Annotated in this window: 18 protein-coding genes; 3 read left to right on the forward strand and 15 right to left on the reverse strand. The window is 37.6% G+C overall.

Features of this window, described 5'->3' with window-relative positions; translation table 11 throughout:
- Positions 1-121: 121 nt before the first annotated feature.
- Complete coding sequence (locus tag ESZ26_RS04050; protein ID WP_146798260.1) at positions 122-454, reverse strand: PBPRA1643 family SWIM/SEC-C metal-binding motif protein; 333 nt, start codon at positions 452-454, stop codon at positions 122-124.
- 227 nt (positions 455-681) lie between these two features.
- Here ESZ26_RS04050 and ESZ26_RS04055 point away from each other — a divergent pair, with 227 nt between their 5' ends.
- Positions 682-1416, forward strand: coding sequence for an EAL domain-containing protein (locus tag ESZ26_RS04055; protein ID WP_146798262.1), 735 nt, complete (start codon positions 682-684; stop codon positions 1414-1416).
- Between the two features lie 225 nt (positions 1417-1641).
- On the opposite strand, the gene ESZ26_RS04060 is transcribed toward ESZ26_RS04055, so the two are convergent.
- The 13 genes from ESZ26_RS04060 to trmJ all read right to left on the reverse strand — a co-directional run bounded on the left by ESZ26_RS04060 (position 1642) and on the right by trmJ (position 13858).
- The gene (locus ESZ26_RS04060) at positions 1642-2226 is read right to left on the reverse strand and encodes a YceI family protein (RefSeq protein ID WP_146798264.1); all 585 of its coding nucleotides are present in this window, start codon (positions 2224-2226) and stop codon (positions 1642-1644) included.
- 34 nt (positions 2227-2260) lie between these two features.
- The gene (locus ESZ26_RS04065) at positions 2261-2836 is read right to left on the reverse strand and encodes a cytochrome b (protein WP_223271567.1); all 576 of its coding nucleotides are present in this window, start codon (positions 2834-2836) and stop codon (positions 2261-2263) included.
- Positions 2837-2986: 150 nt separating this feature from the next.
- The gene (gene cobO, locus ESZ26_RS04070; RefSeq protein WP_146798265.1) at positions 2987-3616 is read right to left on the reverse strand and encodes a cob(I)yrinic acid a,c-diamide adenosyltransferase; all 630 of its coding nucleotides are present in this window, start codon (positions 3614-3616) and stop codon (positions 2987-2989) included.
- A 160-nt stretch (positions 3617-3776) separates the two neighbouring features.
- Positions 3777-6179, reverse strand: a complete 2403-nt coding sequence (locus tag ESZ26_RS04075) for a bifunctional diguanylate cyclase/phosphodiesterase (RefSeq protein WP_146798267.1) — start codon at positions 6177-6179, stop codon at positions 3777-3779.
- A gap of 250 nt (positions 6180-6429) precedes the next feature.
- Positions 6430-6768, reverse strand: a complete 339-nt coding sequence (fdx, locus tag ESZ26_RS04080; RefSeq protein ID WP_070376092.1) for an ISC system 2Fe-2S type ferredoxin — start codon at positions 6766-6768, stop codon at positions 6430-6432.
- 21 nt (positions 6769-6789) lie between these two features.
- Positions 6790-8652: a Fe-S protein assembly chaperone HscA gene (hscA, locus tag ESZ26_RS04085; protein ID WP_146798269.1), complete on the reverse strand. Its 1863-nt coding sequence runs from the start codon at positions 8650-8652 to the stop codon at positions 6790-6792.
- 116 nt (positions 8653-8768) lie between these two features.
- Entirely contained in the window at positions 8769-9299 is a 531-nt protein-coding gene (gene hscB, locus ESZ26_RS04090) for a co-chaperone HscB (RefSeq protein WP_146798271.1), read from the reverse strand.
- Positions 9300-9406: 107 nt separating this feature from the next.
- A complete protein-coding gene (iscA, locus tag ESZ26_RS04095; protein ID WP_070376089.1) occupies positions 9407-9730 on the reverse strand; it encodes an iron-sulfur cluster assembly protein IscA in 324 nt (107 codons plus the stop codon).
- Positions 9731-9745: 15 nt separating this feature from the next.
- Complete coding sequence (gene iscU / locus ESZ26_RS04100; RefSeq protein ID WP_070376088.1) at positions 9746-10126, reverse strand: Fe-S cluster assembly scaffold IscU; 381 nt, start codon at positions 10124-10126, stop codon at positions 9746-9748.
- Between the two features lie 69 nt (positions 10127-10195).
- The gene (locus ESZ26_RS04105; protein WP_070376087.1) at positions 10196-11410 is read right to left on the reverse strand and encodes an IscS subfamily cysteine desulfurase; all 1215 of its coding nucleotides are present in this window, start codon (positions 11408-11410) and stop codon (positions 10196-10198) included.
- Positions 11411-11442: 32 nt separating this feature from the next.
- Entirely contained in the window at positions 11443-11955 is a 513-nt protein-coding gene (iscR, locus tag ESZ26_RS04110) for a Fe-S cluster assembly transcriptional regulator IscR (protein ID WP_146798273.1), read from the reverse strand.
- A gap of 173 nt (positions 11956-12128) precedes the next feature.
- Positions 12129-12935 carry a serine O-acetyltransferase gene (cysE, locus tag ESZ26_RS04115; protein WP_146798275.1) on the reverse strand — a complete coding sequence of 269 codons (807 nt, stop codon included), beginning with the start codon at positions 12933-12935 and terminating at the stop codon, positions 12129-12131.
- Positions 12936-13051: 116 nt separating this feature from the next.
- On the reverse strand, positions 13052-13858 hold the full coding sequence (gene trmJ, locus ESZ26_RS04120; RefSeq protein ID WP_146798277.1) for a tRNA (cytosine(32)/uridine(32)-2'-O)-methyltransferase TrmJ: 807 nt from the start codon (positions 13856-13858) through the stop codon (positions 13052-13054).
- A gap of 362 nt (positions 13859-14220) precedes the next feature.
- Between trmJ and suhB the strand changes: the two genes are divergently transcribed.
- Together suhB and ESZ26_RS04130 are read left to right on the forward strand one after the other, a co-directional pair.
- Entirely contained in the window at positions 14221-15024 is an 804-nt protein-coding gene (gene suhB, locus ESZ26_RS04125; protein ID WP_146798279.1) for an inositol-1-monophosphatase, read from the forward strand.
- 152 nt (positions 15025-15176) lie between these two features.
- On the forward strand, positions 15177-18044 hold the full coding sequence (locus ESZ26_RS04130) for a M16 family metallopeptidase (protein ID WP_146798281.1): 2868 nt from the start codon (positions 15177-15179) through the stop codon (positions 18042-18044).
- A 95-nt stretch (positions 18045-18139) separates the two neighbouring features.
- Here the strand turns inward: ESZ26_RS04130 and ESZ26_RS04135 are convergent, their stop codons facing one another.
- Complete coding sequence (locus ESZ26_RS04135; protein WP_146798283.1) at positions 18140-19303, reverse strand: MFS transporter; 1164 nt, start codon at positions 19301-19303, stop codon at positions 18140-18142.
- Between the last annotated feature and the right edge of the window lie 15 nt (positions 19304-19318).

A 19318-nucleotide genomic window follows, 5' to 3' on the forward strand; every position in this document is an offset into this window, starting at 1 on the left:
CTCCGACTAACAACAACTGATGGTTAAGTATCTGTCAATTTTACTCTTTTTACCATAATTGCTGCAATAAAAAAGGCCAAGAAATTACTTCTCAGCCTTTTTATTTTTAGCTATGACTGCGTTACCCACAGCATTTTTTATATTTCTTAGTACTGCCGCAAACGCAAGGATCGTTTCTGTTTGGTGTTTTATCAAAACGTTGTGTTTTAGGGACATTTAGTGCCGCGTCCAGTTCAACAATATTTTCTTTTGCATCGACATTTACTTCAATGTTGGCAATAAAGTTGTGCTCTGTAACGATAGCAGCAATTTCTTGCTCCCTTTCTTTTGATGCAACAACGAGCGTTAATGGTTTTGCTGCACTACCGAGCTTAACGCCACGATTAGGCTTATAGCCTGCACTGCCGTGAGTACCCATAACATCAGGAGTACCGCGATAAAAAAATTTAGACATAAAAGCACCTTAATTGAATGTGAGTGCCGAATAATCAGCCATTAAAAAATTCGCGCGAATTTTAACAGCTAAACGGAGTTTTAGCTAAATTTATATACTCCTATATTGATAACACTCTACTGATATCAGAAGTGTAACCAATAACTTCACATGATAATGATTATCATTTACAATAGGGTTATATTTAAGCTGTAGGACAGGTTAGTCCTATGGCAACCTGATCATTTATGAAAACCAAAACTCATCTTTCACCCTCAATTTTAATAGAACTTATGGAGAGTCAGCGCTATGGTGTTGAATACCAGCCAATTGTCTGTGTCAAAAGCCAAGAAATATATGCCTATGAATGTTTATCAAGGTTCTTTACTAAAGATAACTTAGCAATACGACCTGATCATGTTTATTCTTCTTTACATGACAGCCCACTGAGTTTGTTTCAAGTAGAGTATCAACAAAAAAAATTGCAACTAGCCCATGCTCCCAATATGGTGGACATTTTTGTTAATTTAGACCAAGACTCTTATTTTTCAACAGGTACGTTAAAATCTGACAATCCATTTTTAAAGTTATTCAAAGGCTTTAAAAAATCTAAAATCATTGTTGAGCTTATCGAGAATTCAGAAATAAATGACGCTATTATGAGCTTAGCAATGATTGACAACCTATCAAAAAATAATATAAAAACCGCTATCGACGATCTCTGCAATCCACAATCTATGGTCTCAATGGCTGTTATTCAACTTGTTGAATATATCAAACTTGACAGATATGTTCTCACTAATAGGTCTAACCGTAATTTTATGTTGCTTGTTGAGTCAATGATTAACTACGCGCGAAGTACCGGTAAAAAGATTATTTTAGAAGGTGTAGAAACAGCAGAAGACTTAAGTTTCGCAAAGCTATTAAATGTTGATTTTGTTCAAGGCTTCTTTTACCGAGAGCAATTTAAAAATGTAAATTAATCCATTAATCATAAGACTTGCAATAAAAGTATTCTTTCATTTTTCAGTAAAAATATGAATTAACACAGTATAAAACCATTGTAGTTTGTAAATATTACCAATAAAGTGGCTGTAGTTTTATAAAATAAAGCCAGCTTTCAAGCTGATTTTATTTTATAAAGTGATTAATTTTATTTCACCATGAAAACTAAAAGTAAATATATTGATAAGGAATTTACTAACTTATTATTTTCTTACACCTTCAATATGCAGCTCTAATTCAACGTGCGCTGAAGCGGGGCCTAACGTTGCTGGTATGCCAAAATCGACCAAAGCAATTTTTGTAGTACCACTAAAGCCAACACGGTAACCGCCCCACGGGTCTTTACCTTCGCCAATTTTTACTGCATCAATGATAATATCCTTATCAACACCGTGTAAGGTTAATAAACCTTTAATTTCTAATTTATCGTTGCCTTTATCTGTAATTTTAGCACTAACAAATTTTGCACTGCCAAACTTACCCACATCAAGAAAGTCATCGCTGCGGACATGCTTATCGCGTTCGGCATGGTTAGTATTTAAGCTGGTTGTATCCACCAACATTTCAATTTTAGCGGTAGATAAATCAGCAGCGTCATAACTAAAGCTCCCGCTAAATTTATCAAAACGTCCCGTTAACCAACTGTAACCTAAATGCTTAATCTTGAAGTTTACTGAAGCATGCGCCCCTTTATAATCAACGATATAGTCTGCTGCATTGGCTGTTGACGTAAAAGCAGATGCAAAAAGTAGCGTTGGAAATATTGAGGCAAGTATTAATTTTTTCATGAGAGTCCTTTTTATTTAATGGTATGAATAAAGTCTATTTAATGTTTAAACGCTGATAACCAAGCATTCTTGTTAAGGTGTTATCTTTATCGATAAAATGATGTTTTAACGCTGCTAATGCATGTAAAACAACAAAAGACATCAACAGGTAAGCAAGATATTTATGGACCGCACCGGCAAGATCTTCTTGATTAGTAAACAATTCGCCAAAACTTACTATTGATATTAATTGAAAAACTTCAATGGCACGTCCATCAGCCGTTGAAATTAAATAACCACAGATCATTAAAACAAACAGCGCAGTATAGAAAAATAGATGCACTAAATGTCCGAGTTTTTTTTCTGTTTCACTATGTGTTTTAAGCGCTTTTGGCTTTAGCTGAACACTGCGCCAAATCAAACGAAAAACCATGACAAAAAACAAAAGTATTCCAATACTTTTATGAAGATCAGGCCCCTGCTTATTCCATGGATTGTAATAATCTAGATCTACCATCCAGTAGCCTAAAGCAAAGAGCCCAATAACTGTAAACGCAACTAACCAGTGTAAAAGAATACTGAGCCAGCCATATTGGTTTGTGGTATTTTGCATGTTAATTTTGATATTCATAAGTATATTGCGATTTAGTTTTACTGGTACTAATACTACAAGGTATTGAATAACGAATTAAGTCGCTAAATAGTGATTCATTGTTTCCATATAGCATCGAATTGAGTCGATCATATGATTATATCATTACTACCGCTAAGACTATCTCCTTTACCAATCAAGTCCTTTTTGTGCTTTAACACCCGCTTTAAAAGCATGCTTAATTGGTTGAACTTCAGATACGGTATCAGCTAACTCTATTAAACGGCGATGACAGGCACGCCCGGTAATAAGTACATGCTGCATTTTAGGCCTATTGTTTAACGCCTCAATGACTTCGTCTAGTTCAATATAGCCATAGGTCACCATGTAGGTCATTTCATCAAGTAAAACAATATCAAGTGTTTCATCACTCAACATTTCCTTACTTTTTTGCCAAGCGACTTTTGCTGCGGCTAAATCAGTTTCAGTACTTTGTGTCTCCCAAGTGAAGCCAGTACCCATAACATGATGCTTAACAGCGAATTGCTTGAGAATATTCATCTCGCCGCACTCCCATTGAGTGCCTTTAATAAACTGCACCACACCAGCCTTTTGACCGTGACCAATAGCACGTAATACCGTACCAAAACCAGAGGTGCTTTTACCTTTACCGTTGCCAGTGATTACCACAAAAACTCCGCGCTCTTCTGTCGCTTGGGCAATTCGTTGGTCAACATTGGCTTTAATTTTCTTTTGACGGTCAATATGCTTTTGTTCTTTAGCTGCAGCTTTATCAGCTGCCGTGGGTAAATAACTCATACTATTTCCTGTTTATCAGTATCTATTAAAAAGACTTAGCGCTTTGGTGTTATTCATCGATTATATAAATTAACTGACCTGCGTGAAAGTCACAGTAACCTAACTAAAGAATAATTTTATTTTATAACTACTTAACACGGTTAACCGAGTAGCATGTTAATTAGATCAATTGACATTCGCTTACGCTATTTAAGAAAAAACGTTTAAAGTCGGAATCAAGCAGCGGTTTAGCAATATGATAACCTTGCCCTAAATCACATCCAATTTCTTTAAGCTTTTGGTATTGCTCAGCAGTTTCAATTCCTTCTGCTGTGGTTTTTATTTTCAATGATTTAGCTAAATTAACCACTGCGTCTAAGATCAAGACCTTATTGCTCACTTCATTTAGATCATCAACAAAGCTTTTATCTATTTTTAGATAATCTAAGGAAAATTGGTGTAGGTAACTTAGCGATGAGAACCCCGTACCAAAATCATCTAAAGCGACCGGAATATTAATATTTTTCAAAATATCCAAATGTTTTTTCACAGCATCAACATTTAAAATTAAACTTTCTTCAGTAATTTCCACACATAATCGACTAGTGATTTCGGCAGATAGCAAGTGTTGCTCTTGCAAATAGCTAATAAAATCTTCTGAGGCGAAACCTGATGTTGAAACATTAACACTCAACTTAAATTGTTTTGGTAACCAATCAGCCCAAAGGTTTAGCTTACTCACCGCCAGCTTCAACATATAAAGATCAAGTTGCACTATCTGACCTGACTTTTCTAAAATGGGAATGAAAAAATCAGGATACAAAAGCCCTAATTTAGGATGCTGCCAACGCACTAATATTTCAGCTCCAATAACATCACCGCTATCAAAGTCAATCAAGGGTTGATAATTACCGATAAACTCTAAATTTTTAACTGCATTATCGAAATCATACTCAACTTTAACATTGGTTGATTTATTTTGTTCTTCAAGCGCTTCAAAGAAAACATACTGGTTACGCCCTTTTAGCTTAGCTTGGTACATCGCATGATCGGCATCAATCAATAATTGTTCTGCACTTTTACTCGAATGGCTATAAGTGGCAATACCAATACTAACACTGCTAAAAATATTCAACCCATCAATATTGAAGGCCGCGGCCGTAGCGACAAGAATACTCTCCGTTATACGACAAATAGTCTCATAATCAATCTTACCGTCGAGTAAAATGGCAAACTCGTCGCCACCTAAGCGAGCTAATGTGTCGGTATTTCTTAACCTTGTCATTATTGCTTCTACAATAGCAACCAGTAACTTGTCACCGACATGATGTCCATAGGTATCATTTACTTGTTTAAACCTGTCTACATCAATAAACAATATCGCTATATTGTCTTGGCGATTATTCAGACAATGTAAAAAAGCATGCTGAGTCCTGTCTTTGAATAGCGAACGATTCGGTAGATTGGTTAAAGGATCATGTAAGGCTAGAAATTGTAATTTTTGTTTAGCTTCCATTCTTTCGATGGCATTATTAATATGTTTAGCAACAAACATCAGCAGCTGTTTGTCTTTTTCTTGAAATAAGAACTCGGTGCTATAGCTTTGTACAACGACAATTCCTTTATTTATACCACTACCAAACGGCACGCCTAACCAGGCTTTAGGGATACTACCGCGAATATAGATGGCTTTGTCATCAAGCATCTTTTGAATATCCTTTTCGTAGAGCAGAAAAGGTTGATCTTTAGCTAACGCATAACCGGTAATACTTAAAGAATTAGGGTCGATGTTGATACTGGTGAACGTTGACCTATCATCAAATTCATCAATTGCATAAGGAAAGTCGATTGTTCTCCCATCTTCTTTTAGTAAGGCAACAAAAAAGTTTTTCGCTAAGGTAAGACGACCAATACACTGGTGCAAATATTGATAAAACTCATCAATATTTTTAGTTTTAAAGATAATCTCTGCTATTTCAAACAGTGCATCTTGAATTTTATTAGCATATTCTAAATTTTCTATTACCTCTTCTAGACCATCTACTTTAATGATTTGGGAAATTTTCATTGCAGTAATCGTTGCTAACGCAGTCAGTGTTTTCAGATGATATTCAGTGTAAAAATTAACACTGGCATGTTCGGAGTCAATAACACCTAATAATTGCTGTTGAAATAAAATAGGAACGGCTAACTCAGACAACGTCGTTTCATCTTCTACAATATAGCTTTCAAACTCTCGAGTATCTTTTACCAATATCGGTTGTTGAGTCGCCGCAACCTTACCTATCACACCTTGATTAAAAGGGATGATCATAGAGTTAGAAGAGGTATCTCTTATTGGAGTTGTAATGCTTTTACCGTTGTCGAAGGATATTTTTTTGTCAAAGCCCGACATTCGACTTAACGTTTTACCACCGGCATCTAATGTGTAAATAACAGCATCTTCAAACCCAAGTTTTTCAACAATATTTTGTGCTAAATATTGCCAAATTTCACTTGGGGTATTTAGTAGCAATATATCAGTCGCAAACTGATTAGTAATGGTTAAGCTTTTTATCGTTTCTGATTTTGATAGTTCTGACAAATTTATGATGCCTAAAAGTTATTTTTATAATATCTCTGTGCTGCCAATAAGCTATTTTAGCGCGCAAAATTTTCCTTAAGTAGAACAAATTTTTAATCTGCTGTCTATTCACCTGAGTAATACCATGTTATTTACTCGTATGGAAAGGTTGACTAAAGTCCTTTTTTTTAAATATTATAGCGAAGCGACAATAAAAAAGGGCAGTAACATATTAATGTTACTGCCCTATCTATCAAATCAATAATAATGATTAGTGGTTTTCAGAAACCATATTCACGGTATATTTTGGGATTTCAACAACTAAGTCTTCATCGCCAACCAGCGCTTGACAGCCTAAGCGAGATTCAGGCTCTAATCCCCAAGCTCTATCTAGCATGTCATCTTCAAGCTCATCACTTTCTGCAATTGAATCAAAGCCTTCACGTATGATCATATGACAAGTGGTACAAGCACATACTTTTTCACAAGCATGCTCAACGCCAATATCATTTCGCAATGCAACGTTAAGTACACTTTCGCCCTTTTCTGCCTCAACAACTGCACCATCTGGGCATAAGTCTTCGTTAGGAAGGAATATAATTTTCGCCATTTTCTTAGCTCCTAAAAGTTTTTAAACTTCGTCTACTGAATGTCCTGCTAATGCTGTTTTTATCGAAGAATCCATACGACGTTCAGCAAAAATAGCGGTACTTTCATTTAATATTTCAATGGCTGCTTCAATATCATCGGCAACCGTGCTTTGGGCAATTTTCGCTAAAGCGGTTATTGCATTAGTTATTGTGGTAATTTCGTCTTGATTGAGTAACGCGCTGTCATTAACCAGTGCTGACTGCACTGATTCAATAACTCGCGAAGCTTCAACTTGTTGTTCTTTCAACATGCGCGCTTGAATATCTTGCTGAGCATTGCTCATTGAATCACGCAGCATTTGAGTTATTTCTTGTTCTTCAAGGCCAAATGAAGGCTTAACTGTTATCCCTGTTTCTATCCCTGTTGACTTTTCCATCGCTGAAACTTCTAATAGACCATCAGCGTCAACTTTAAACGTGACACGAATATGAGCAGCACCTGCGGTCATCGCAGGAATGCCACGTAATTCAAAACGAGCTAACGATCGACAGTCTTCAACAAGCTCTCGCTCACCTTGTAATACGTGAACGGCCATTGCAGTTTGTCCGTCTTTAAACGTGGTAAACTCTTGTGCTTTAGCAACGGGGATTGTGGTATTTCTAGGAATGACTTTTTCAACCAATCCGCCCATCGTTTCTAGACCGAGTGATAATGGAATAACATCAAGCAACAAGATATCGCTGTCGGGCTTATTCCCCGCCAAAATATCGGCTTGAATCGCAGCGCCAATGGCAACCACTTTATCGGGATCAATAGAGGTTAACGGTAAACGGTTAAAATATTTTTCAACCTGTTGGCGTACCATAGGAACACGTGTTGAACCACCAACCATAACGACTTCAATGACATCATCAACAGTTATATCGGCATCTTTTAATGCGCGGCGACAGGCACGTAAGGTTTTAGTCACTAAGGTATTAATTAAAGATTCAAACATCTCACGATTAACATCGCCATGCTTTTCATCAGCATTTTCTAGGGTTAATGAGAAACCAACAACTTCATGCTCAGTAAGTTGTTCTTTAACATAACAAGCTTGTTGTAACAATTGTCGTTCTATTGTTGCTGACAAGGGGCGCTGTAAACCCGCCTGCTCGATAATGTGATCAACAAGAATATTGTCAAAATCATCGCCACCTAGTGCGGAATCACCACCGGTCGCTAATACTTCAAAGACACCTTTATTGAGGCGTAAGACTGAAATATCAAAGGTACCACCGCCTAAATCGTAAACGGCAATAATACCCTCTTTGCCACTGTCTAAGCCGTAAGCAACTGCAGCTGCCGTCGGCTCATTCAGTAAACGTAAAACTTTAAGGTCGGCAAGTTTTGCTGCATCTTTGGTACTATGACGCTGTGCATCATCAAAGTAAGCAGGCACAGTGATAACAACACCGGTCAACTCACCACCTAATGCATGTTCAGCACGTTGCTTTAAACTTTTTAATATCTCTGCCGATACTTGCACTGGGTTAACTTCACCAGTACGAGTAGTGATACTTGGGTGACTTTCATCACCTGAAAAAGAATAGGGCAGTGAAGGATATTTTTTACGGATATCAACTAATGAACGACCAATAAGGCGTTTAGCTGAGACAATAGTATTTTCTGGATCACTCACCGAATGTGCTTTAGCGGCATGACCTACTAATACTTCATTCGCTTGGTAACTCACCACTGAAGGTAATATATCTCGACCTTCGCCATCAACTAAGGTTTCTGATAAACCACTTTTAACGCTGGCGATAAGAGAGTTAGTTGTACCTAGATCAATACCTGCGGCGAGGCGATGTTCGTGAGGAACCGTGCTTTGGCCAGGTTCAGCTATTTGTAATAACGCCATTTTTAGACTCTTTTATATTCGATTACGATTAACGGGCGGTATGATATTTCATTGTAAATAAAAAAACATCGATTTGCTGTTATTTTATTAAACTAAAAACTCATATGAACTAACGATCAGTCGTCATTGAAAAGTTGATCTTCTAATTTATCGAGATCGACGCGTAACTTTTGATAAAATTTTAACTTTCGTAATTTATCACCCGCCAATAAGTTTGACTGGATGGAATTTTCATCAAGTAAGGTATGCATCTCTAAAGCGAGTTCTTCAAAGCCGGTATTTAATACTGCAGCATAACTTAGAATGGCAGCTTCATGGTCGTTAGCATGCTTAACATCGTCAAGCATTTCATGTAATTCCATTTGGCGCATTAAAAAACTGTTATCACTAAATGAAGCTTGTTCATTAGGCTGATCACTTTCTCGTAATGTTAATAAATATTGTGCACGTTTTAAGGGATGTTTTAGCGTTTGATAGGCATCGTTAATTAAGGTTGATCTTTTAACGGCGACTAATTGCTCTTGACTGGAAGCATGAGCGAACTTGTCTGGGTGTACTTTTTTTTGTAGTGTTTGGTAAATATCAGCTAATTTATGAACATCGAGTTCATATTGCTCTGTAAAACCGAAAATCTGAAAATAATTCACAAAAACTCCAGCGAACGACTTAACATTAAGTCGTTCACAAAATATATACCACTGCGACTAAGTTGCTTGCTACTCAGCAATATTTAGAAAGTCTTAGAGACTTGGTATTAAACGTTAAAGCTTTCACCACAACCACATTCGCCTTTGGCATTCGGGTTTGTGAATTTAAAACCTTCGTTTAGACCTTCCTTAACAAAATCAACTTCGATACCATCAAGATAAACTAAACTTTTTCCATCGATAATGATATTCACATCAGAGATTGAAAACAATGTATCGTCTTCATTTAACTCATCAACAAATTCCATCACATAAGCTAAACCAGAACATCCCGTTGTTTTAATACCAAGACGTAAACCGAGACCTTTGCCTCGATTGGTAATAAATGACTGAACACGGTCTGCTGCGTCTTTCGTCATTGTAACACTCATAAATAACTCCGATGTTTAAGCAGTTTTACTGCGGTAATCTTCAATCGCTGCTTTAATAGCATCTTCAGCTAAAATAGAGCAATGAATTTTTACAGGCGGTAAAGCAAGCTCTTCGGCAATAGCAGTATTTTTAATTTTTCCTGCTTCGTCAATTGACTTACCTTTTACCCATTCAGTCACTAATGAGCTTGACGCAATTGCAGAACCACAACCATAAGTTTTGAACTTAGCGTCTTCAATAATACCGTCAGCGTTGATTTTTAGTTGTAACTTCATTACGTCACCACATGCCGGTGCGCCAACCATTCCTGTTGCTACTTGTGGATCATTTTTATCCATTGAGCCAACATTGCGTGGGTTTTCATAGTGATCAATTACTTTTTCTGAATAAGCCATTATTTCTCTCCTAATAGCGATGAACGAAACAAAATGCCCGCTCATCAGTAAAATTTTTAGTGGGGATGCTTAGTGAGCAGCCCATTCAATTGAGTCTAGATCAATACCGTCTTGAAACATTTCCCAAAGTGGTGACATATCACGTAAATGCCCAATTGATTTTTGAATAAGTGTAATCGCGTAGTCTACTTCTTCAGTCGTGGTAAAACGGCCGAAGCTAAAACGAATTGAACTATGTGCCATTTCGTCATTTAAACCTAAAGCACGTAGAACATACGAAGGCTCTAAACTAGCTGAAGTACATGCAGAGCCAGAAGATACCGCTAAATCTTTAAGCGCCATAATCAAAGACTCACCTTCAACAAAGTTAAAACTTACGTTTAAGTTACCCGGATAGCGATTATCAAAATCTCCGTTAACAAAAACCTGTTCCATCGTGTTCAAGCCAGCCCATAAACGATCGCGCATTTCAGTTACGTGAGCGATGTCTTGAGTAATTTCTTCTTTGGCAATACGGCAAGCTTCACCTAAACCAACGATTTGATGCGTTGGTAATGTACCACTACGCATACCACGTTCATGTCCGCCGCCATGCATTTGAGCTTCAAGACGAATACGAGGCTTACGACGCACATACATAGCGCCCATACCTTTTGGACCATAGAATTTATGTGCTGAAATTGACATTAAATCAATTTTCAACTTTTCCATGTCCACTTCGATTTTGCCGACACTTTGTGCACCATCAACATGGAAAACAATTTTACGTGCTCGACACATTTCGCCTATTGCAGCAACGTCTTGAATAACACCAATTTCATTATTAACATGCATAATACTAACTAATACAGTGTCATCACGCATAGCTGCTGCTAATTTATCAAGGTCAATCAGGCCATTGCTTTCAGGATCTAAATAAGTCACTTCAAAGCCTTGACGCTCTAGTTCCCGACAAGTATCTAAAACAGCTTTATGTTCTGTTTTACAGGTAATAACGTGCTTACCTTTTTTACGATAAAAATTGGCCGCGCCTTTAATGGCTAAGTTATTAGACTCAGTTGCTCCTGAGGTAAAAACAATCTCACGTGGGTCAGCATTAAGAAGTTCGGCGACTTGATTGCGAGCAATATCAACCGCTTCTTCAGCTTGCCAGCCAAATTTGTGTGAACGAGATGCAGGGTTACCGTAAAAACCGTCAGTAGTCATATACTGCATCATTTTTTCTGCAACACGTTTATCTACAGGTGTTGTAGCTGAGTAATCAAAATAAATAGGAAGCTTCATTCGCTAACGTTCTCCAGTTTGACAACACGCATTTAGTGCATGTCGTGCATAATATTCTTGGTTTTAATTAATGTTTCTAATGACGGCATGACTTTATTTGCTTGCGCATGCGCTTTATCTTGTCGTCTAGACACTAATTTCACATTACGTTGCTCAACAAGTTCGGCCAACGTTATGTTTTTTAAAAAATCTTCGATTCGGTCACTTAAACCTTCCCATAACATATGAGTTAAGCATTCGTCACCGTTTTGGCAATTACCTTTACCGTCACATCTCGTCGCTTTAATAGATTCATCAACAGCATTGATAACATCAGCAACCGATATTTTTGCAGAACACATTCCTAAGCGATAACCTCCACCCGGGCCTCTAATACTATTTACTAGGCCGTATTTTCTTAAGCGAGAGAATAGTTGTTCTAAATATGACAACGAGATACCCTGACGCTCTGAAATATCGGCTAAAGGTACGGGTCCAGTTACTGCATGAATTGCTACATCTAACATAGCAGTTACGGCGTAACGCCCTTTTGAAGTCAGTTTCATTGTGTGCCCCTATCGAATCGTTAGCAATTTTACATAACCTTATAAAATAGTCAACTAAATACCTGACTGTTTTACTCAAGTATTCTACACCTGTTGTAAAAATAAGCAATTAATAGCGCGATAACTTAATTTTATCGCGATAAAACATCGGGTAACTGATCAATTATTGGCGATTAAATCTCAGGGTCAAATGACTCTACGCGTGTTTCACGGCGTTTAGCCGCGGCGATTTCATCTTCAATAAATTCGCCCACTCGTAATTCGGGTAAATCCTCTTGGCACACTTCACCACCAAGCTGATTAACCTCTTTGCACAAGTCAGCAACTTTTCTATCCATTAAATGCATATGGTCAAGTACTCGACCAATGGCTTTAGCGACAGGGTCAGGATTGTCCGCAGATACCGCATAGGCATCGAAACCAAACTTTTTCGCCACTTGGTCACGTTGATCTTTTTCTGACTGACTTTTTTCATTGATAATACGTGCTGGAATACCGAGAGCAGTAGCATTGGCAGGTACATCCTTTACTACCACAGAATTAGAGCCGACTTTGCCGCCTTTACCGATAGTAATAGGACCAAGGACTTGTGCCCCTGCACCGATAACAACGTTGTCTTCTAATGTTGGATGACGCTTGCCTGCATTCCAGCTTGTGCCGCCTAAAGTAACACCATGATACAAGGTAACATCATTGCCAATTTCAGCGGTTTCACCGATAACGACGCCCATACCATGATCGATAAAAAATCGACGTCCTAACGTTGCCCCAGGATGAATTTCAACACCGGTTAACCAGCGTGAAAATGTTGATAAGCTACGCGCAAGTAAATACCAGTTATTTTTCCACAACTTATGACTCAAGCGATGGATCCAGATGGCATGCATACCTGGATAATTGGTAATAACTTCTAGCGTATTTCGAGCGGCGGGATCTCTATCAAAGACACTCTTAATATCTTCTCTGATACGGCTGAACATAATTCTATCCTTCTACATATTGGTTAAGGCAAGTACCAATATATACCCGTTATCGGCAAATATGCAGGGATTGAGAATGCACTTTGTATGGTAACGGGTATGATTGCTTACTTTTATTATTCTTTATTTGCTTCTTTATCGTTTGCTTTAGCAGCTCTTTGTACTGAAGCTAAAATTCCACGCATCATTTTGACTTCTTTAACATCGGGACGGGCACGATTAAATAAACGGCGTAACTTAGTCATCACTAAACCTGGGTGACTCGGCGTTATAAAACCTGTCTCTTTTAAAGCATCTTCAAAGTGCTGATAAAAGCGCTCAGTTTCATCCATAATTGGATACTCGTCTTCATCAAGTGTCTTTTTCGGTAAATTTTTACTTAAATTTTCGCCTTTCGCTTGAAAGGCTTTTTGTTGATCAATTAAAAAACTGGTCCGCACTTCATAACTTAAGGTTTGAACCGCCATCGCTAAGTTCAATGAGCTGTAATCAGGATTCGCCGGGATTTGCACATGAAAATGACAAAGTTGTAATTCATCATTAGTTAAACCACTGCTTTCACGACCAAACACTAAAGCAACTGGAAAATTATAAGCTTCTTCAACAAGTTTTTCTCCACAACCTCTTGGCTCTAGCATTGGCCAAGGTAAAGTACGAGAACGTGCGCTGGTACCAACAACCAAACCACAATCACTAATAGCTTCCGCTAACGTGGCAACTACCTTGGCATTTTTTAATACATCAGTAGCCCCTGCAGCTAAAGCTTGTGCTTGACCATTTGGCATTTCAATAGGATCAACTAATATGAGTTCACTTAACCCCATAGTTTTCATTGCTCGTGCGGCTGAACCAATATTACGACAATCGGAAGTATTAACTAATACAATCCGAACATTGCTTAAAAGTGATGATTGCTCTGACATTATCTTAAATTACTCAATTTATAGTTAATTTATAGTTAATTTATAAAATAAATTTTACCTACTGGTATTAACTATCTAGATGGCTAAAATTGATAATAATATTATCATAGAACATTAACCTTGTGCTTAGAAAAAATCATCAAATTTGTTGAAAATGGTTAGTGCGAAAAATTATGTGTTAGTTATTAAACATCTATCAAACTTTTTCTTTGTGAGTTTATATAAAAAACAATGTCGCTAATTACCGATAACTTTGCTATAATCTCGGCGCTTGAAAATCCGCTCGGCGGCAAGCCTCGTTCTTTATAAAAGTTGTTATACTGTTTAATTCAATTTACAAATATGTAAAAGGTAGTCTCTATATGCATCCTATGCTTAATATTGGTATTCGCGCTGCGCGTAACGCAGGTAAAGTTATTGTTCGTGCCATTGAACAATTAGATAAAGTTGAAGTTCAAGCAAAAGGGACAAATGACTTTGTCACTAGTGCTGATCTAAGCGCTGAAGAAGCCATTATTGAAACATTAAAAAAATCATACCCTGACCACACAATTGTTGGTGAAGAATGTGGCGTGATTAAAGGAAAAGATGACGACTTCCAGTGGATTATTGATCCAATAAACGGTACAACAAACTTTATTAAAGGCATCCCACATTTTTCAGTCTCTATTGCTTTGAAAGTCAAAGGCAAATTAGATCAAGCCATCATCTTTGATCCTTCACGCGGTGAACTTTTTACTGCTAGTCGTGGTAAAGGTGCACAACTTAATGGCTTTCGAATTCGTGTAAAACAACATAAAGAACTTTCTGGTGCAATTGTCGCAACAGGCTTCCCATACAAACATAAGCAGCACAGCAACGCTTACTTAGACATGTTTAAAACATTATTTACTAAATCATCAGATTTACGTAGTTCAGGCTCTCCGGCATTAGATTTAGCCTATGTCGCTGCCGGACGCGTTGACGGATACTTCCAAATTGGTTTAAAACCTTGGGAGTCTGCTGCAGGTGAATTATTAATTATTGAAGCGGGTGGTTTAGTCACTGACTTTGTTGGCGATCACAACCATACTGTTTCAGGTAATATTGTTGCTGCTTGCCCACGTTTATTAAAAACTATTCTAAAAGATATTCGCCCTCACTTAGGTGAAGCGTTAAATAAATAACCACAGTTTATATAAACAGATTTGAAAAAAGCGCTTATGGCGCTTTTTTTATATCTTGGTCATATTTATCAACATTACTTTTATTGGTGTTTAGATGAAATAAAGGCACAATATCAGCAATAATATTTCATCATTAAAATAAGGTTACTCTCATGAAATGGGCAGCACTAAGCTTTTCATTATTAACCGTTCTTTCGAACACGGGTTGTAATACAGCAGAAAAATCAGTTGACTCAGTAAAAATCAGCCAACAATCGGATAAAACCACTGTTGTCGATAACGCCATCAATATTGAATATAGCAAGTTCGTTTTAGCTAACGGCTTAGAAGTTGTACTTCATATAGACCGCTCAGACCCAGTTGTTGCTGTTGCATTAACTGCACATGTTGGCTCCGCTCGTGAAACCCAAGGACGCACAGGCTTTGCTCATTTATTTGAACATTTGCTCTTTTTAGAATCTGAAAATCTGGGTAAAGGTGGCTTAGACAAAATGAGTGCCCGTATTGGCGGTTCAGGCGCAAACGGCTCGACCAGTCGCGATAGAACAAATTACTATCAAACCGTACCCAATGACGCTTTAGAAAAAATGATCTGGGCTGAAGCTGACAAACTAGGTTTTTTCATCAATACGGTGACCGAGCAAGTACTCGCCAAAGAAAAACAAGTGGTAAAAAATGAAAAAAGACAAAGTTATGACAACCGACCTTATGGTCATACCCAGTATGTTATTGATAAAAATCTTTATCCTGAAAATCACCCATACAACTGGCAAGTAATTGGTTCATTATCCGACTTACAAAACTCAACACTTCAAGATGTTAAAGATTTCTTTAAAAGCTGGTATGTGCCCAATAATGTGACCTTGGTTATTGCCGGTGATTTTGATGCCGCACAAGCAAAAGCTTGGGTACATAAATATTTTGATGAGATAAAAGCGGGTAATGAAATAACACCGCTCGCCAAGCAAGCGGCAAAGCTAACAAAAACCAAGAAAATTTATCATGAAGATAATTTTGCTAAGTTACCCGAACTCAGCCTAACTTGGCCAACAGTCCCACAGTATCATTCAGACAGTTACGCATTAAATGTCTTAGTTCAATTACTCAGTGATGGTAAAAAAGCCCTGCTCAATCAAAAGTTAATTGATCAATTAACCTTGACCTCTCGAGTAACCATGTCTCACTACCAATCAGAGTTAGCTGGTCAATTAATGGTAAAAGTACGAGGTTTTGAAAAGACTAACCTAAACCAGATTGACCAAGCAATCAGTCAAGCACTTAGCGAGTTTGAAGAAAAAGGTTTTAGTGATGAAGATCTCGCTACGATAAAGGCAGGTCAAGAAACTGCCTTCTATCGTGGGCTTTCAAGCGTATTAGGTAAGGGCTTTAAATTAGCACAATATAATATCTTTACTAAAGACCCTGGCTTTATTAACCAAGAAGCCAAAAATATATTGGCCGTCAACAAAGCAGATGTTTTACGTGTTTATTATCAATATATCAAAGACAAAAGTTTTGTTGCCACCAGTTTTGTACCGAAAGGCCAAAAAAACTTGGCGCTAGACAGCTCGATAAAAGCACAAATAATTGAAGAAAAGATTATCGCTAATGCAGAGCAAAGTTTTGATGCTGCCCAGCAATCTAGTTATGTAAAAACGCCCTCAAGTTTCGATCGTGCTAGTGAACCTAAATATGGTAAAGCCCCAACGCTATCTGTGCCTAAAGTTTGGCAAAGTCAGTTGAGCAATGGCTTACATTTTTATGGGATAAAAAATAGCGAAGTCCCTTTAGTACAACTTGAGATAACCTTTGCTGGTGGCTTATTATTTGACGATGCACAAAAAGTCGGTGTCGCCAACTTAGTCGCTGAGATGATGAATAAAGGCACTCAGCATAAAAGTCCTCAACAGCTCGAAGAAGCGATTAATAAACTTGGCGCCACCATTAGTATTTATGCCACTCAAGAATCAATAAAGCTATCAGCAAGTACTTTAGCAAGAAACTATCAAGCAACCGTCGACTTGATCACAGAAATGCTAGTAGCGCCTCGTTGGGATGAAAAAGAGTTTGCACTCACCAAACAAGATATTATTAGTCAAATAATACAGCAACAAACCAATCCCAACCAATTAGCTAATAACCAAATGAATACATTGCTTTATGATCAAACTAATATTTTATCAAATAACTTATTAGGGACTTTACCGTCTGTTGAAAAAATCACTTTAACGGATTTAAAAGTATTTTATAAAGCAAAACTGTCGCCAAATTTAACCGATATTCATATTGTTGGTGATATAGATGAAAAAAGCGTATTAACGGCTTTTAAACAATTAGAGCATAATTGGCTAAATAACAAGGCTGTTTTACCTAAGGCGTTACCGGCAGCGCTGCCCACGACATCAAAAATATATTTCTATGATGTACCTGATGCTAAGCAGTCGCAGTTGAGAATTGGCTTCCCTGCTTTAAAAGCGATGCATAAAGATTTCTATAGTGCGCAAGTGATGAATTATATTTTAGGCGGTGGTAGTTTCGCTTCAAAACTCACCCAAGAGTTACGGGAAGGAAAAGGTTATACCTACGGTGTGCGTTCAAGTTTTAGCGGCAGTAAATCAAGTGGCGAGTTTATCATTAGCAGTGGTGTCCGCACCAATGTCACATTAGAGGCTATGGCATTAATAAAATCGCTGGTAGAAAATTATCAAACTGATTTTACTGAGCAAGACTTAGCAACCACTAAAAGTTATTATTTAAAGAGTAATGCTAGAAAATTTGAAACATATAACGCAAAACTCACCATGTTAGAAAATATTAGCCAATACAACTTGCCGATAAACTATGTATTAGCGCGAGCCAAATCAGTTGAAAGCTTAACTTTAGCTGCCATCAAATCGTTAGCCAATCAACATTTACACCACCAGCAAATGATTTACTTAGTGGTCGGTGATGCAAAGTCGCAACTGCCACGTTTAACAGCATTAGGTTTAGGAGACCCTGTGCTTTTAAATACTAATTAATCAAAAAATAATTTTCAGTCTGGTGATTAGTCGCCAGACTGAAGTTGAAGATTGAACATAGCAGAGAAATAAAGCATGAGGACACGGTTAAAGCGTTAGCGACTAATATTAACTTGTTGTCTATCTTGCATAAATAAAACCAACAAAAAACCAATAAACGCCGCAGATGCCGCTAGATTATAGGCAAGTTCACTGCCTTGCCCTCCCTGCCAAACGATACCAGCAATATAAGCGCCAATCGCACCTCCTAAACCATAAACACCACCAATATAAATAGCTTGACCGCGATTTTGTTGATCGTCATTAAAATGTTGATGAATAAATTGAATGGAAACACTATGGTACAAACCAAAACTCAGCGCATGTATACATTGTACTAAAACTAGTACCCAAATAACGTCGGCAAAACTACCCGTCATAAACCAACGCAACGAGGTGAGTAAGATGCTGATGGCTAGCAAGGTTTTTAGTCGGAAATATCGAAAGAAGATACTCGCATAGATAAAAATAAGAATTTCAGCCAATACCGAGATGGTAATAAAGATTCCAACCGCGAATCCCGGATAAGCGAGCTCTCGAAGGTAGAGCGCAAAAAAGCCATAATAAGGACCAAAACTCATTTGTAACATCAGTCCAGCAAGAAAAAAGAATATAAATGAGCGATTGAATATTTTATCGCTGATTTTTTCGAGCTGCTGCACACGATTTTTAATCTTTTTTGCAGGGCTTAACTTCATGCTTGAAAGAAATAGTCCCGCCAGCACAGTCACCCCTAAGTAAGTAAAGGCATCTGCAGAATATCGTTCAATTAAGTCCCCAGCTATCACCGCTAAGAAAATAAAACCAATACTGCCCCATAAGCGTATACGCGCATAGATTTTAGCACTACGTCTAATAGAATTAAGAGTAAGCACTTCCAGTTGAGGTAAAACTGCGGTCCAGAACAAGCTAAAAATCGCTAAACAAAAAACAACTGGCCAATAACCGTTTAGCCAAAAAAGCAATGAAAAACTCAATAAGGCCAACAAAGCACCACTGCGAATAATAGCTAATTGTTTACCTGATTTATCGGCAGCAAAAGCCCAAAAGGTTGGACCGATGATTTTAGTGGCTGTAATAATAGCCAGGATTTCACCTATTTCAATTGAGCTGAAGCTTTTGGCATCAAGAAAAATAGGTAGAAAGGGAATGATCAAACCTAAAATAGCGAAATACCAAAAGTAACTCGAAGACAGTCTGACAAACTTAACTGATGTCATCACTTTTGGTTTTTA

The sequence above is a fragment of the Colwellia hornerae genome, from assembly GCF_007954355.1.
Lineage (GTDB): Bacteria > Pseudomonadota > Gammaproteobacteria > Enterobacterales > Alteromonadaceae > Colwellia_A > Colwellia_A hornerae.

Excerpts from the sequence above, each read along its gene's own strand:
- ESZ26_RS04050 (WP_146798260.1), bottom strand. The coding sequence starts at position 454 with ATGTCTAAATTTTTTTATCGCGGTACTCCTGATGTTATGGGTACTCAC.
- ESZ26_RS04055 (WP_146798262.1), top strand. The coding sequence starts at position 682 with ATGAAAACCAAAACTCATCTTTCACCCTCAATTTTAATAGAACTTATG.
- ESZ26_RS04060 (WP_146798264.1), bottom strand. The coding sequence starts at position 2,226 with ATGAAAAAATTAATACTTGCCTCAATATTTCCAACGCTACTTTTTGCA.
- ESZ26_RS04065 (WP_223271567.1), bottom strand. The coding sequence starts at position 2,836 with ATGAATATCAAAATTAACATGCAAAATACCACAAACCAATATGGCTGG.
- cobO (WP_146798265.1), bottom strand. The coding sequence starts at position 3,616 with ATGAGTTATTTACCCACGGCAGCTGATAAAGCTGCAGCTAAAGAACAA.
- fdx (WP_070376092.1), bottom strand. The coding sequence starts at position 6,768 with ATGGCGAAAATTATATTCCTTCCTAACGAAGACTTATGCCCAGATGGT.
- hscA (WP_146798269.1), bottom strand. The coding sequence starts at position 8,652 with ATGGCGTTATTACAAATAGCTGAACCTGGCCAAAGCACGGTTCCTCAC.
- iscA (WP_070376089.1), bottom strand. The coding sequence starts at position 9,730 with ATGAGTGTTACAATGACGAAAGACGCAGCAGACCGTGTTCAGTCATTT.
- iscU (WP_070376088.1), bottom strand. The coding sequence starts at position 10,126 with ATGGCTTATTCAGAAAAAGTAATTGATCACTATGAAAACCCACGCAAT.
- ESZ26_RS04105 (WP_070376087.1), bottom strand. The coding sequence starts at position 11,410 with ATGAAGCTTCCTATTTATTTTGATTACTCAGCTACAACACCTGTAGAT.
- iscR (WP_146798273.1), bottom strand. The coding sequence starts at position 11,955 with ATGAAACTGACTTCAAAAGGGCGTTACGCCGTAACTGCTATGTTAGAT.
- cysE (WP_146798275.1), bottom strand. The coding sequence starts at position 12,935 with ATGTTCAGCCGTATCAGAGAAGATATTAAGAGTGTCTTTGATAGAGAT.
- trmJ (WP_146798277.1), bottom strand. The coding sequence starts at position 13,858 with ATGTCAGAGCAATCATCACTTTTAAGCAATGTTCGGATTGTATTAGTT.
- suhB (WP_146798279.1), top strand. The coding sequence starts at position 14,221 with ATGCATCCTATGCTTAATATTGGTATTCGCGCTGCGCGTAACGCAGGT.
- ESZ26_RS04130 (WP_146798281.1), top strand. The coding sequence starts at position 15,177 with ATGAAATGGGCAGCACTAAGCTTTTCATTATTAACCGTTCTTTCGAAC.
- ESZ26_RS04135 (WP_146798283.1), bottom strand. The coding sequence starts at position 19,303 with ATGACATCAGTTAAGTTTGTCAGACTGTCTTCGAGTTACTTTTGGTAT.